This is a genomic window from Flavobacterium sp. CF108, from assembly GCF_900129795.1.
GTDB lineage: Bacteria > Bacteroidota > Bacteroidia > Flavobacteriales > Flavobacteriaceae > Flavobacterium.
In genome coordinates this window covers 133,358-149,192 of sequence record NZ_FQWW01000005.1, presented here as the reverse complement: position 1 = coordinate 149,192, position 15,835 = coordinate 133,358, and the positions used below count along the sequence as shown (strand labels likewise).

At 35.9% G+C, this 15,835-nt stretch carries 7 protein-coding genes; 4 read left to right on the top strand and 3 right to left on the bottom strand.

Translation table 11 applies throughout. The annotated features are described in order from the left end of the window. The first annotated feature begins 1 nt into the window (after position 1). The 4 genes from BUE10_RS14830 to BUE10_RS14815 all read left to right on the top strand — a co-directional run bounded on the left by BUE10_RS14830 (position 2) and on the right by BUE10_RS14815 (position 9,674). Positions 2-1,534 (top strand): RagB/SusD family nutrient uptake outer membrane protein, encoded by a 1,533-nt coding sequence (locus BUE10_RS14830; RefSeq protein ID WP_073486354.1) that lies wholly within the window; start codon positions 2-4, stop codon positions 1,532-1,534. 147 nt (positions 1,535-1,681) lie between these two features. Then, entirely contained in the window at positions 1,682-4,675 is a 2,994-nt protein-coding gene (locus BUE10_RS14825) for a discoidin domain-containing protein (RefSeq protein ID WP_234984749.1), read from the top strand. A gap of 70 nt (positions 4,676-4,745) precedes the next feature. After that, the gene (locus tag BUE10_RS14820) at positions 4,746-7,085 is read left to right on the top strand and encodes a glycoside hydrolase family 95 protein (protein ID WP_073486352.1); all 2,340 of its coding nucleotides are present in this window, start codon (positions 4,746-4,748) and stop codon (positions 7,083-7,085) included. 321 nt (positions 7,086-7,406) lie between these two features. Then, positions 7,407-9,674 (top strand): GH92 family glycosyl hydrolase, encoded by a 2,268-nt coding sequence (locus BUE10_RS14815; RefSeq protein ID WP_073486350.1) that lies wholly within the window; start codon positions 7,407-7,409, stop codon positions 9,672-9,674. A 253-nt stretch (positions 9,675-9,927) separates the two neighbouring features. On the opposite strand, the gene BUE10_RS14810 is transcribed toward BUE10_RS14815, so the two are convergent. From BUE10_RS14810 to BUE10_RS14800, 3 genes are all read right to left on the bottom strand, one after another. Further along, a complete protein-coding gene (locus BUE10_RS14810; protein ID WP_073486348.1) occupies positions 9,928-13,236 on the bottom strand; it encodes a DUF5107 domain-containing protein in 3,309 nt (1,102 codons plus the stop codon). Between the two features lie 18 nt (positions 13,237-13,254). Further along, complete coding sequence (locus tag BUE10_RS14805; protein WP_073486346.1) at positions 13,255-14,664, bottom strand: sugar porter family MFS transporter; 1,410 nt, start codon at positions 14,662-14,664, stop codon at positions 13,255-13,257. Between the two features lie 128 nt (positions 14,665-14,792). After that, a complete protein-coding gene (locus BUE10_RS14800; protein ID WP_073486344.1) occupies positions 14,793-15,701 on the bottom strand; it encodes an AraC family transcriptional regulator in 909 nt (302 codons plus the stop codon). Between the last annotated feature and the right edge of the window lie 134 nt (positions 15,702-15,835).

Sequence of the window (15,835 nt, the reverse complement as noted above, 5' to 3'; positions counted from 1 at the left end):
TATGAAAGCAAAAATTATAGCCTTTATGGCCTTAGCAATATTATCAGCTTCCTGTTCTTCAGATTTTTTAGAAGAAGAGCCTAAAAGTTCACTTACTGCTGCACAGGCATATGGCAGTTTAGGTAAAATAGAGCCTGTTCTTTTGGGAGCTATAACGAATTGGAGAAATATGCAAAAAGACCGTGCAGGACTTTATGCTTCTCTAGGTACAGACGAAGCACAACAAGGAGCTTTGCAGGTAACCGGAGATGCAAACCAGGCGGGACTTGATTTATACAATGGTTTTTTAAGCCAGGAAAATCAGCCAATTGGGCAATTGTGGAATGACAGATGGCCAGTAATTGAAGTAGCTGCACAATCTGTTAGAGCATTATTGATCAATACCGAAGAAGATAGTGCAAAACGTGACCTTTTAATGGGCGAAGCTAGTTTTTTAAGAGCAACGTTAATGTTTGAACTTACGCAATATTGGGGCGAAATACCTATTAATGATAAAGCAAAAACTGCAGAATATGGTTTAAAACGTCAGCCTCTGAATTTAGTTTATTCTACTATAGTTGCCGATTTAGAAAGAGCAATTCAAAAACTTCCTGTAACACAAAGCAATCCTGCATTTCCTGCAAAAGGTGTAGCTCAGGCACTTTTAGGAAAAGTATATCTATATGCTCCAGAAGCGTCAGGATACCGTGATTTTACTAAAGCAAAGCAATGGTTTGAAGAAGTTATTAAATCTGGCAAGTACAGTTTACTGCCTAATTACGCAGATGTTTTTAGTCCGGATCATGCTAATTCTTCAGAATCTTTATATGAATGGCAGTATAATAATAACTGGCCTGATAACAACCAGATACAATGGCAGACAGGTTCAAGAGTTTTGGCAAATATGGACCAATATGCTTATTTTGGAGGTTATGACCTTATACTTCCTACTCAATATTGTTATAAAGACAAAACTGACGGAGGATTATGGGAAGCTGGTGATGTACGTAAAGCGGCGAGTATCCGTTATGATTTTACTTATAAGGGAGTTAAACCAACACTTCCTGCTGGTTTTGGCGGAGACGAATTGGATCCACACATTAAAAAATACGAAGATATTCGTGTAGATGGAAGACAATCGTTTTGGAATTCAGGAAAAAATAAAGCATACATCAGATACTCGGATGTATTACTTAACTACGCAGAATGTTTAAATGAATTAGGAAGCACACCAGAAGCCGAAGGATATGTTAATCAGGTTCGTACAAGAGCTTTTGGAGGAACATTACCTGCAGCAATGAAGTGGAGCGGACTTTCTCAATCTCAGTTTAGAGATCAAATTCTTGATGAACGTATGCGTGAATTAGCATTTGAAGGCTGGAGAAGAATGGATCTTATTCGTACAGGAAAATTGGTAGAATTAGTAAGTGTCCGCAACAAATGGGCAAAACAAAACGGTACAATTGCCGCATTTCATAACCGTTATCCTATTCCTATTGGAGAAATCAAGCTTAATGATGAGATAAACCCAGAAGATCAAAATCCTGGTTATTAATATCATTCAGACAAGTTTTTAAAATAGTTTTTATCGTTTGGTTATGTGATTTTTTGGTTAATAATCACAGTTTTTGATTTGTAATGCCATTTTGGGTATAGGTAATAAAACAGTCCTGAGAATTCTGTTAGAAAAACTTATTCCAAAATGGCATTCTTATTTTTAGTTACAATTTTTCATCATTCAAATAACAATATGAAATTCAATACAATTCAGGTTTATATCACTTTATTTGTTTTAAATGCCTTATCGTTCCATTTTTATGCTCAGAATAAAGTAAGTCTAAATTCTTCAGATATTGTCTGGAAAGTAAAACCGCAGGCAGAATTAGGAAAAGACAGCCTTAAAATAACTGCTGCAGATTATTCAGATAAAGACTGGGTAAAAGCAGTAGTTCCGGGTACGGTTTTTAATTCTTATGTAGTAAGCGGTTTAGAAAAAGACCCCAATTTTGGCGACAATATTTATCAGGTCGATAAATCAAAATACGACCGCAGTTTTTGGTATCGTTCAGAATTTAGTATTCCCGAAAATTTTACCAAAGAAATTATCTGGCTCAACTTTGAAGGAATCAATCGCGAAGGTGATATTTACCTCAACGGAAAAAAACTAGCCACGCTCAGCGGAATGATGCAGCGTGGTAAATTTGATGTTACAAAATTGGTGCATCGTAAAGCAAAAAATGTGCTGACGATTTTAGTAAGTATTCCAAAACAGCCTTTAAACAATTACGGAAGCCCAACATATATTTCAAGCGCCGGCTGGGACTGGATGCCGTATGTTCCGGGATTAAATTCAGGAATTACAGATGATGTATTTTTAAGCAATACAGATAAAGTAACAATTGCAGATCCTTGGGTTCATACAAATCTGCCAACTAACGCCCGTGCAGATTTAGATGTAAAAGTCGACCTTAAAAATTCATCTGCACAAAATCAGGAAGGAGTTTTAACAGGCGTAATAATGCCTGGAAATATTACTTTTTCTAAAAAAATAAGTCTTGATGCCAATGCAGTTACAAGTGTAAAATTAAGCAAAGAACAGTTTCCGGAACTTTCGATTCAAAATCCTAAATTATGGTGGCCAAATGGTTACGGAGATCCTAATTTATATACCTGCCAATTCACTTTTAAAATTGGAGATGTAGTTTCTGATTCCCAAAAAATAACTTTCGGAATCAAAAAGTATACTTACGATACAGAAGGCGGTGTTTTGCATATTTCGATTAACGGAAAACGCGTTTTTCTTAAAGGAGGAAATTGGGGAATGAGTGAGTATATGCTTCGCTGCAGAGGTGAAGAATACGACTTGAAAGTCAAACTTCACAAAGAAATGAATTACAATATTATTCGTAACTGGTTAGGATCAACAACAGATGATGAATTTTATCAGGCTTGTGATAAATATGGAATTATGGTTTGGGATGATTTTTGGCTAAATGCAAATCCGAATCTTCCTTTAGATATTCACGTTTTCAACAGCAATGTAATTGAGAAAATAAAACGAGTTAGAAATCATGCGAGTATCGCTATTTGGTGCGGTAACAATGAAGGTTTACCACAGCCTCCGCTTAATGGATGGATTGCTGAAAACATTAAAACTTTTGACAACAACGACCGTTATTATCAGCCTTGTTCTAATACAGGAAACTTAAGCGGCAGCGGGCTTTGGGGTAATAAAGATCCAAGGTTTTATTTTACAAAATATCCGGAACCTTATGTGGGAACAGGAGACGGCCCAAGCTGGGGTTTAAGATCAGAAATTGGTACAGCCGTTTTTCCGAATATAGAAAGTTTCAAAAAATTTATTCCCGAAAAAGACTGGTGGCCAAGAAACGATATGTGGGATAAACATTTCTTCGGACAAAAAGCCTTTAATGCTTCTCCCGATAATTATGATAAAAGCATAACAGAACGTTACGGCAAGCCAAATAATCTGGAAGAATACACCAGAAAAGCCCAATTATTAAATATCGAAACCAACAAAGCCATGTACGAAGGCTGGTTAGACCATATGTGGGAAGACGCTTCGGGGATAATGATCTGGATGAGTCAGTCCTCTTATCCAAGTATGGTTTGGCAGACTTACGATTATTACTATGATTTAACAGGAGCTTATTGGGGCGTAAAATCGGCTTGTGAACCTATGCATATTCAATGGAGTCCGGTAAATAATTCGGTAAAAGTAATCAATACCACCGGAACTGATTTCAAGAATTTGACTGCCGAAGCAACGGTTTATAATTTAGATGGAAAATCTGTAGCGAAGTTCAATCAAAATGCCATTGTAGATTCTTATTCAAATACAGCGACAGAAAGTTTTGTAATTCCGTTTTACTCTAATCAGAAAGATTTAGCGTTTCAAAAAAATGTTATTGCATCTTCAACAGATGGCGGAAACACTAAAGATATTACAGACGGCGATTCAAATACCCGCTGGGCAAGTAAATCAACAGATGACGAATGGGTTTATGTCGATCTTGAAAACGAATATATCATCAATCGCGTAGTTTTAAACTGGGAAAATGCATTCGGAAAAGAATATAAAATTCAAATAAGTACAGATGCCAAAAACTGGACAGATGTAAGTACGATTAAAGATGGAAAACAAGGACTTCAGAATATTTCGTTTGATGAAACAAAAGGCCGTTATGTTCGAATGTTGGGAATAAAAAGAGGTTCAGGCTGGGGATATTCCTTGTATGATTTCAAAGTTTTTGGAGCAGAAACTAATGCCGATACTTCAAGTTTAAGTCCGGTACATTTCATCCGATTAAAACTAAAAGATGCACAGAATAAAGTAATGAGTGAGAATTTTTATTGGAGAGGTTCTAATATGAAAGATTTCACAGAATTAAATAAATTGCCAAAAGCAAACGTAAATGTTTCCAGTAAAGTGGTAAAACAAAACGGGAAGTATGTTATTAAATCGAAGATTTCAAGCCCTTCAGGAATTGCATTCGGAATCCAGATACAAGCAGTAAATGAAAAATCCGGAACTCAAATATTACCCGCAATTGTAAGCGATAGTTACTTTACCTTGTTAAAAGGAGAGAGCAAAGAAGTTACAATAGAATTTGATGAATTAGCTTTAAAAAATGGAGAAAAACCAGTTGTAAAAGCGACTCCTTATAATAAATAATCAGTCTTAAATCCTGCAAGGTTTCCAAAACCTTGTAGGTATTTTTTAAGATTAGCACAAACAAAGCAACATGAATATCAAGAAATACAAAGCATTACTATTTATACTAATCCCCATTTTAGGTTATTCGCAAAATAATCCGTTAGAATTATGGTATAAAAAACCAGCCTCTCAATGGGAAGAAACATTACCCTTAGGAAACGGACGTTTAGGAATTATGCCCGACGGCGGTGTTACAACCGAAAAATTGGTTTTAAATGATATCACCCTTTGGAGCGGATCACCACAAGATGCCAACAATTACAAAGCATTTTCATTTCTGCCTCAAATAAGAGAATTGCTTTTAGCAGATAAAAATACTGAAGCCGAGAAATTGATCAATGAAAATTTTGTCTGCACAGGTCCGGGATCAGGAAGCGGAGACGGTGCAAATGTACAATTTGGGTGTTATCAGATTTTAGGAAATATGACCCTGAAATTTGATTACAAAACTAAATCGGAAGCCACAAATTACAGCCGAAACCTAAACATACAAACCGCAGCCTCAGCAACACAATTTACCATTGACGGAGTTACTTACAAACGTGAATATTTTGCAGGTTTTGGTGATGATGCCCTTTTTGTAAAACTGACTTCAAGTAAAAAAGGAAAACTAAATTTTACCGTACAGTTAGACCGACAAGAACATTTTAAAACGGCAAATGAAAACGACAATTCTCTTGTTATGACAGGGCAGCTGAATAATGGAATTGACGGAAAAGGAATGAAATATAAAGCCAAAGTAAAAGCTAAAACAAGAGATGGAACAGCTTTATATACCAATAATTTAGTTGAAATAAAAAACGCAACAGAAGTGGTGCTTTACATATCCGCAGGAACAGATTTTAAAGATAAAAGTTTTGAAACTTCTGTAGATAAAATTTTAGATACAGCAATTCAAAAGAAATATCAGGATCAGAAGAAAATTCACATTCAGAATTATCAGAAACTATTCAATCGTGTGGCTTTAAATTTTGGAAAATCAGATAAAAAAATACTGCCTACAAATGAACGTCTGGATGTCTTTTTAAAAGAACCAGATTTAGATACGGAACTTCCGGTTTTGTTTTATCAATACGGACGTTATTTAAGTATCAGCAGCACAAGAGTTGGATTATTACCTCCAAATTTACAAGGATTGTGGGCGTATCAGGTGCAGACACCATGGAACGGAGATTATCATCTTGACGTAAATGTTCAGATGAATCATTGGGCATTGGAAACCGGGAATCTTTCAGAATTAAATCTTCCATTAAAAGATTTGGTAAAAGGAATGGTTCCTTACGGAGAAAAAACAGCGAAAGCTTACTATAATGCAGATGGCTGGGTTGCGCATGTAATTACCAATGTCTGGGGATTTACAGAACCGGGTGAAAGTGCTTCATGGGGAATTGCAAAAGCAGGTTCAGGCTGGCTTTGCAACAACTTATGGAACCATTATTTGTATACAAACGATAAGGCTTATTTAGCAGAAATTTATCCAATCATAAAGGGTGCTGCTCAATTTTACAACAGTATGCTCGTAAAAGATCCAATAACGGGCTGGCTGGTAACTTCGCCATCAGTTTCTCCAGAAAATTCATTTTTCTTGCCAAATGGTCAGGATGCTCACGTTTGTATGGGGCCAACAATTGACAATCAAATTGTTCGCGAATTATTTAATGATGTAATCACGGCCTCTCAAAAACTGGGAATCGATAAAAATTTGAGCAATGATCTTGAACAAAGATTAAAATTATTACCGCCGCCGGGAGTTATTAGTCCTGACGGAAGAATTCAGGAATGGCTAAAACCTTATAAAGAACCAGACGCGCAGCATCGTCACATTTCTCATTTATACGGATTATATCCGGCCTCTTTGATAACTCCAGAAAGCACGCCGGAACTTGCCGAAGCAGCTAAAAAAACTCTTGAAGTTAGAGGAGATGACGGGCCAAGCTGGTCAATTGCTTATAAAATGCTGTTTTGGTCTCGTTTGAAAGAAGGAAACAGAGCGTATAAATTATTAAAAACAATTTTGAGACCAACATTAGCTACCAATATTAATTATGGAGCAGGAGGAGGAGTTTATCCAAACTTACTTTCGGCAGGTCCGCCATTTCAAATTGATGGCAATTTTGGAGCCACAGCAGGAATTGGCGAAATGCTGATTCAAAGTCACGCCGGATTTATTGAATTATTACCTGCTATGCCAGATGTTTGGTTAAAGGAAGGCGAAGTAAAAGGGCTTAAAGCCGAAGGAAATTTTACCATTAATATGAAATGGGAAAAAGGAAAAGTCATCAAATATGAAATATTATCTCCTATACCAGCAAAAGTAAAAGTGAAAGTAAATGGAGAATTGAAAGAGATAACTTCTTCCAAACTATAGAGCATGATTCCTGCAAGGTTTTCAAAACCTTGTAGGTATTAAATTGTAAAGTGAGATAAAAAACTAGACCTACAAGGTTTTAAAAACCTTGCAGGACTCAGAAATATCAATAAAAAGATATTTAAATCAAGTTCTAAATTAATTGCCTCCAGCTTTAGCTGGAGGTTTAAAAGAGTTTATTAGCAAAGGGCTTTAGCCAAAATAATAGTGTTTTGGCTAAAGCCCTATTTGAATCTAATTTCAATAACCTCCAGCTAAAGCAGGAGGCAATTAAAAAGGAAGAATGAAATTATCATGTCATTAATTTTTATCTTAAAAAAAATGAATTTCAATAAAATAATAATCTGTGGTGCAATGCTAAGTTCTATACTTCTAACAGCGCAGACAACAGAAAAAATAACCTCATACGTAAATCCGTTTATTGGAACGGGAGCAGCACACGGATCACCGCTTTCAGGTAATAATTATCCCGGAGCGACAGTGCCGTTTGGAATGGTGCAGCTTAGTCCCGACACCCGAAATACACCAGATTGGAGCGTTGCCTGCGGTTATAATTATAACGATAATACCATTGCAGGTTTCAGTCACACGCATTTAAGCGGAACTGGTGTTGCAGAATTATTTGATGTAATGCTAATGCCTTTTAGCGGTGCAATAGTGAAAGAAGCAGAAGGACAAAATGCCTATCAATCTAAATTTACACATGATAAAGAATGGGCAAAACTGGGTTATTACAGCGTAGAACTTTTGGATTATCAGGTAAAAGCAGAATTGACGGCAACAACACACGCTGGTTTTCATAAATACAGCTTTCCTAAAAATAAAGAAGCTCATATTATTATCGACCTAGATCATTCTATGAAAAAATCAGATTGGAATACACGTATTATTGCTTCGCAATTGTCGTTTCCTAATGATCATACTGTTGAGGGATATCGCATTATTACAGGCTGGGCGCCAATGCGAAAAGTATATTTTCATGCTGAATTTTCACAGCCCATAATTCATAATCATATAAAAGACGGAAGTAATGTTTATGAGAATGCAAAAATCGTTAATGGAAATGCAATCAGGGCTATTTTAGATTTTGATACTTCAAAACAACAGGAAGTTTTGGTGAAAGTTGGAATCTCTGCGACAAGCATAGAAAATGCACGTTTGAATGTACAAGCAGAAATTCCGACTTGGGATTTTAACGCAGTCGTAAACTATGCAGATGCTGTTTGGGAAAAAGAACTCGGCAAAATAAAAATTGATGGGACAAACGAGCAAAAACAGATTTTCTACACCGCTTTGTATCATACTTTTATTCAGCCGAATACCTTATCAGATGTAAACGGAGATTATCCATCGGCTGATTTTACAGTTAGAAATTCTTTGGAACCTTATTATTCAACATTTTCTTTGTGGGATACGTATCGTGGCGCACATCCTTTGTATACCATTTTGCAGCCGGAACGTTCTGCTGATTTTGTAAACAGTATGCTGGAGTATTATAAAGTCTTTGGCTATTTACCAATCTGGCAGTTATGGGGTCAGGAAAATTATTGTATGATAGGCAATCACGCTATTCCAGTTGTGGTTGATGCTGTGCTTAAAAATCTATCAGGTATTAATACAGACTTAGCATTTGAAGCTGTAAAGAATTCGGCGACTCGTGAACATCCGGGATCACCATTTGACATTTGGGAAAAGTACGGTTACATTCCCGAAAATTTAAAATCACAATCGGTTTCCTTGACTTTAGAAATGGCGTATGATGATTGGTGTGTGGCAGAATTAGCTAAGAAACTCGGAAAAACAGATGATTACAATTATTTTACAAAACGCTCTCAATTCTACAAAAATCTTTATGACAAACAAATAGGTTTTTTCAGGGCCAAAGATGACAAAGGCAATTGGATCGAACCGTTCAATCCGTTAAAATATGGTGCAAACGGGGGATATCCTTTTACCGAAGGAAATGGCTGGCAGTACTTTTGGTATGTTCCTCAAGATGTAAAAGGACTTGTAAATCTAGTTGGAGGAGATAATGTTTTTACGAAAAAGCTAGATACTTTTTTCACTTTAGAAGATAAACCGGAAGAAGTAAATGATAATGCATCAGGTTTTATTGGTCAATATGTGCATGGAAACGAACCAAGCCATCATATTGCTTATTTATACAATTATGCAGGTCAGCCTTGGAAAACGCAGCAATATACAGCTGAGATTTTGAAGAAAATGTACAACACAACTTCATCGGGTTATTCGGGAAATGATGATTGCGGAGAACTTTCGGCCTGGTATATTTTTAGTGCAATGGGATTTTATCCTGTTAATCCTGCGAGCAGTATTTATGTTATTGGTTCTCCATTATTAAAAGAAGCTTCAATTGAATTGAAAGATGGTAAGGCTTTTAAAGTTGTGGCAAAAAATGTTTCAGATAAAAATATTTATATCCAAAGTGCCAAGCTAAATGGTAAAACATATACTAAGACTTTTATTCATCAATCTGATATTGATAATGGCGGTGTTTTAGAATTTAGTATGGGATCAAAACCTAATAAAAAATGGGGAATTAAATTAGAGGAGAGACCGGTTAATTAGAAATTGCCCGCGGATTTTGCGGGGTAAACGGGTTTTAGCAGATTTTAATTTATTATTGTACGCATTATTATCGTCTTGACAGAGCTCCTGCAAGGTTTTCAAAACCTTGTAGGTTTCTAATATTCATTTTTTTACGTCTCTAAAATTTATACCTGCAAGGTTTTGAAAACCTTACAGGATCAAAACCACAAGCCCCGACAGGTTTTTAAAACTTGTCGGGGCTACTACTTAAACTTAAATGACCAATACTAACTTAAACAAAAACTGATTCTTCATTTTTCAATAAAGACAAATGTATTGTAACGCCTGAATGACTTTTTTCTTCATCAAGAACGGTGTTGAATGTTTTTTCTGCTTGTGGGTTTTTCTCAAGACCCAAAAGCCCTAATCCCTGCATGTATAGACAGTGAATTTTGTTTCTTTTATCTAAATCATCTTCCCAAATCATAAGATCTGGCAGCGATACAGCAAAATAATCGATTGTGATAGTATCGTTTACATGTTTTTGGGCATAAGCAACTAACTTTTCAAAACGTTTACCAGCTTCGGCAGCATTGTTTAATTTTAGGAAAGCTAAACCTTGATAGAAAATTTTGTCCGGCTGCTGATCGTTATAGAAAATAGCGGCCGTTGGTTCGTCTAATCCTAGTGTGGCACTTTGCCACCAATTATTAGCTTCTTTCAAATCATTTTTCTTTTCATAAGCAACACCAAGCCAGTAATGAATATCATTTTCCTGTACACCCGGCAGTTTTCCTTCACCTAAATTATCAGGATAAATTTGAGCCTGTTCCAAAAGTTCTATGGCTGTGTCGTAATTTCCTTGTGAGATCTGTTGTTTTGCAATTTCAGTTAAAGAAATAAGATATTGTCCGCTTACTTTTCCTTCGCCGCCTTCCCACGGATGGAAAATTCGGTTTTGTAATAAGGTTAACGCTTTATCATGTTTTCCTAAAAGATTATAAATAGCAGCTCTTTCTAAATAAACATCATCACGCTGAATTACTAATTCTAAATGTTTCTCTAAGAAAGCAAGTCTGAAAACCAAATCTCTGTTCAAACGTTTGTACAATTGATCTAATTCCATTAAGATTCTTGAATCTTCTAAATCCAATGAAAATGCTTTTTCTAAACTCGAAAGCGCTTTTTGTTCGTCGCCCAATTTGTTGTAATATGCCAATGATAAATTACGGTGTACAGTAGGGAAACTATTGTCTATCTCGATAGATTGTTCCCAGCAGAAAATAGCATCATCATAAAACTTCGAAGCGTACCAAAAGTTACCTAAATAATACAAAGCTTTTGCATCATTGGTTTGTTTCTCAATTACATTTTGAAGTACCAGCGCAGCTTCAACCTGATTTGGGAAACAATAATCTGGTTTTGCCTCAGAAGCCATTTTGAAACATTTTTCGGCTTGACCGAAATCATTTAATTTTTCATAAAAAGAACCTGCAAAATACCACGCCATTGGGTATGTATTTTCATCTTTTAAACCTTCATTTAATAATTCGGCAGCTTCTTCATAAAAACCTGCGGCATTATAATCTAAAGCATATTCGATATACGTATGAATATTGTTTCGGATTAGCGAATTAAAATAGCTGAGGTCTTTTTTGTCACTGCTTAAAAGATATTTCTCATAAAGCAATCCAAAATTAAAACAGTCGTCTTGTAAATAACCGTTTGTAAGTGCAAGAGCCTTTTCTTTTTGATTTAATTTTCTCAAAAGTGCCACTTGTAAATGCAATGCTTTATGATCCTCAGTATTTTTAGAAATCGCTTTTTTAATATGCGTTAATGCCAAATCATAATCACCTTTTAATGCATCAAGCTGTGCAACATAAAAATAGCCCTGATTTTGCCAAGCCGCATTCCATGTTGATTTATAGAATGCACTGTAAGCATCTTCATTTTTATTTTGATATTTAAGACATAAACCTAAATTGAAATAAGCTTCGCCTTCATACGGATTTGGATTTCGCTGTGTCAGCGTTTTTATGGCTGCTCTAAAATAAGGTTCAGCTTCTTCAAATTTTGCTCGGCGCATTAACCATAATCCCATTGCATTGTTCGAACGAATATCTCCCGAATCACGTTTTATTGCTTCTTCGTAATACGGAATCGGACTGTAAGTAGCATGTCTGTATTGTTCTAAATGCTGAGCCGTTAGAAACAATTGTTCGTTATTCTCGATATCTTCCGGAGCAAGAGCAGGTTTTGCAGCTTCGGGAATTTCGTCTTCGTTTTGACCTTCGTAATTCCAGTCTACCAAAACTTTGTTATCAGCATCGGTTACAGCAATCGATAAACCTTCTAAACCAAAATTAAAATCAATTGTTTCTTCGAATGAATTGTATGGCGATGCATCATATTGTTTTTGGAATACAACAACATCATTATTTTTTAAACTGACAGTAGTTTTAGGATAAACGCCTGTTGTATAAGCTTTAATGACTAATTTATCATCAATACTTTCTAAATTAACCATCGCATTTTTGGTCGCATTTTTTACAATACCCAAATCACGATACGGCATAAAATACTGTGTAAAATCCTTTTGTTCGCCTGGCATAATCCACGTAAAATCCGGCTGGTTATCCGTATAAACACCACACATTAATTCAATATACGGGCCATCTTCATCCGTAAGGTTACGATCCCACGCACGGCCGAAATCGCCGTGTCCCCAAGTCCATTGTTTTTTTCCCGGAGAAACATGATGATTCGCTACGTGAAGTAACCCGCCTTTAGAATCATTTTCGTATCCGCCCACAAAATTATATTTCGAAGCAATCGCCATATAAGATGTTGGAACCGGAATATTTTTATAACGGGAAATATCTGTTCCCGGTGAATAATCGACTTTATAATATGTTCCTTTTGCAATTGGGAAAGAAGAAACATCGCGTTTTCCATGATCAAAAACAGCATTTACATCTGGCGGAAAAACCGATTGATAATCATCGTTTACTTTAACTGCCGGATTTGCCCACCATAAAAATGTCTGTGGAAACGATGTTCTATTGTACAACTGCGCTTTGATTTCCAAATAAGCTTTATCAGGATATAATCGGAATCCAGCCATACCTTTGGTTCTAAACATACGTTCTACTTCGCTGCACCAAACTGTTGCGCTTCCGTCTTCGTGTTCTTCTATCGTAAAATCAACCGGATCAAAAGTCGTTGGTCTGTGATGCTGCGGCCAGTTAAACTCGATTCCGCCCGAAATCCACGGACCTGTAAGTCCAACCAGAGCAGGTTTTACAACCTGATTGTAATAAACAAAATGACGATTTTTAGTTTTATCGTACGCCATATGAACTCGTCCGCCAAGTTCAGGCAAAATCATTATTTTAATAAATTCATTTTCAAGATAAACCGCCTGATATTCTTTGTTGGTTTTTTCATCTGCTATTTTTTCAATAACCGGATACGGGTATACAGATCCGTTACTTCCTTGATACACTCTTTTCTCAATAAATACAGGATTTTTTTCAGGTTTGCCCACCTCATAAGTTGGCAGGATTATTTTTTCCTTCCAAACATTTACTTTTTGCATGATGTAATGAAATTTAGATTATTGAATATTCTTCGATTGACGATCAGAAACCATTAGTTCCTCAATCTCTTCAAGACTTTTGTTTTTAGTTTCAGGGAGTTTTCTGAAAACAAAAACAAATCCTAAGGAGCAGATAATACCATACACCCAGAAAGTTCCTGACGTGCCGAGGTATTCGTTAAAAATTGGAAATGTTTGCACCAAAAGAGCAGAAGCAATCCAAAGTGCAAATGTGGCAATTGACATCGCAACACCTCTGATTCGGTTAGGGAAAATTTCAGATAAAATAACCCAGGTAATAGGAGCGAGTGACATTGCGTAAATGGCAATGGCTAATAATACCAGTAATAATAAAGGAAAACCGGTAACATTGGTATAATAAAAATAGCCTAATAAAGCATAAATTATCGCCAATGCAGCAGAGCCAAAAAGCATTAATTTTTTACGCCCAATTTTATCTACAGTTCCCATGGCAACCAAAGTAAAAACTAAGTTGATGCTTCCGGTAATAACGATATTCATAAATAAATCGTTGATGCTGTAACCTGCGGAAACAAAAATTTCCTGAGCGTAATTAAAAATGATATTAATACCGCACCATTGCTGAAAAGCTGCCAGAACAATACCAATTGTCAATATTGGTAAAGCTTTTTTGTCAAGCAGCATTTTGAAATCGGTTTTCTCGGTTTCGTCTGTAAAAGTTTCTTTTATTTTTGTGATAGCTTCTTTTCCGTAAGCTAACCCGCCAATTTTGGTAAGTGTTGCTTCTGCTGTATCGTTTTTTCCTTTTTTAGCCAGATATCTAGGGCTTTCGGGAATTAAAAACATTAAAAGAAAAAATAAAACTGCCGGAAAAAATCCTGCCCAAAACATCCATCTCCAGCCTGTTTGTCCATTCCATGAAACCAGAATTTGAGCGTGTGTATATCCTGCAGGAATAACTTCGGTAATCAGCATATTGGTAATTTGTGCGGCCAGAATTCCTATAACTACAGTAAGTTGGTTAATTGATACAAAAAGACCTCGGGTTTCCTGAGGTGCAATTTCTGCGATATATAAAGGTGATATTGTAGAGGCAATCCCAATTCCGATTCCTCCAATAATTCGCCAGATAATAAATATGGTAAAAGTTTCTGAAGCTCCCGTACCAATGGCACATAAGGAGAATAATACGGCGGCAACAATTAACATAGGACGTCTTCCGTAAGTGTCTGCCAGTTTTCCGGCAACTGCTGCTCCCGCCACACAGCCAACAAGAGCACTGCTCATTGCCCAGCCTTGAAGAGCCGGAGAATCTGAAATGCCAAAATAAATTTCGTAAAATGGTTTTGCACCACCTATTACAACCCAGTCGTAGCCAAAGAGTAAACCACCCAATGCTGCAACAAGGCTAATCGATAGTAAAAAGGTATAATTATAATTTTTCATAAAAAGGGTTTAATAGCTTTTGTAAAATTAGCGGAATAGAAACCTTTGATTTATGGATATTTTTTTTGAATAGATGGATTATAATCTGATTTTTTGATGCAGTGTGTTAAAATACGAAAACCATTGCGTTACTGTTTGTATTCTGTACGATATTGTATAGGCGAAGTACTCATTATTTTTTTGAACAATCGGGAGAAATACAACGGATCATTGAAGCCGAGATTAAAACTGATTTCTTTTATACTCATCGTAGTAAAACTGAGATACTGGCAGGCTTTCTGCATTTTTAAATAATTGAAATAATGTATGGGAGAATAGCCTGTCTGCTTTTTAAATAAGGTAAAAAAATGAGACGAGGAATAATTAAAATAAGCAGCAACATCATTGATTTTTAACGAAAGATCCAGATGTTTTTTCATATAGTCAATTGCGGATTCAATAGTATTATCCTCTGAAAATTTTCGGTTCTTCTGGATGAAAAATTTCTCATATAAAAAAGCATTCAGCAATTGCCATAACGAAAGATTGGCAAATTCGAGATTATTGGCACTGTAACCGTCTTCCATAACATCAAGTATATTTTCAAAAAGTTTGATACGTCTTTCTTCAAGTGAAAGCTGCGGTGCAGAATCCGGAAATTCCGTTATGAACTTCTCATAAAAATGTGGCGCCTGCGGTCCGGTAAAATGAATCCAGAAAATACTCCACGGGTTTTGTTTTAAAGCATAATAATCATGCGCAACTTCTGGAGGTATAATATAAAAGGTATTCGCTTTGAGCGTTATGGTTTTGTTTTCTTTGCTAATAATGCCTTCTCCTTTATAACAATAAATCAGGATATATTGTTTACTTCCGTGTTTTCGTTTCATGGAATGATGGCTTGCATTGGGGAAAACTCCAATATCTGTAAAATACAAACTCGCAATAAGAGGATTCTTTTTGATGTTTGAAAGAATGTTTTTAGGAATCACAATCATACGCTGTCCTAAGAAACCTTCTTTGACTTTTGTTTTTTCTTTTTGAGATGAATTTTTCATTTTCAGGATTGTCTTTTCCAAATATCGTAATTTAATCCATGCTTTTAAAAAAAATGTCCATTTTGAGACGAATAATCAAAAGTACATTTGAAACACTATTATAACCTTGGTGTTTTCAATCCTTTTTTAAAACA

Coding starts and splice junctions, on each gene's coding strand:
- BUE10_RS14830 (WP_073486354.1), top strand. CDS start 2: ATGAAAGCAAAAATTATAGCCTTTATGGCCTTAGCAATATTATCAGCT.
- BUE10_RS14825 (WP_234984749.1), top strand. CDS start 1,682: ATGGCATTCTTATTTTTAGTTACAATTTTTCATCATTCAAATAACAAT.
- BUE10_RS14820 (WP_073486352.1), top strand. CDS start 4,746: ATGAATATCAAGAAATACAAAGCATTACTATTTATACTAATCCCCATT.
- BUE10_RS14815 (WP_073486350.1), top strand. CDS start 7,407: ATGAATTTCAATAAAATAATAATCTGTGGTGCAATGCTAAGTTCTATA.
- BUE10_RS14810 (WP_073486348.1), bottom strand. CDS start 13,236: ATGCAAAAAGTAAATGTTTGGAAGGAAAAAATAATCCTGCCAACTTAT.
- BUE10_RS14805 (WP_073486346.1), bottom strand. CDS start 14,664: ATGAAAAATTATAATTATACCTTTTTACTATCGATTAGCCTTGTTGCA.
- BUE10_RS14800 (WP_073486344.1), bottom strand. CDS start 15,701: ATGAAAAATTCATCTCAAAAAGAAAAAACAAAAGTCAAAGAAGGTTTC.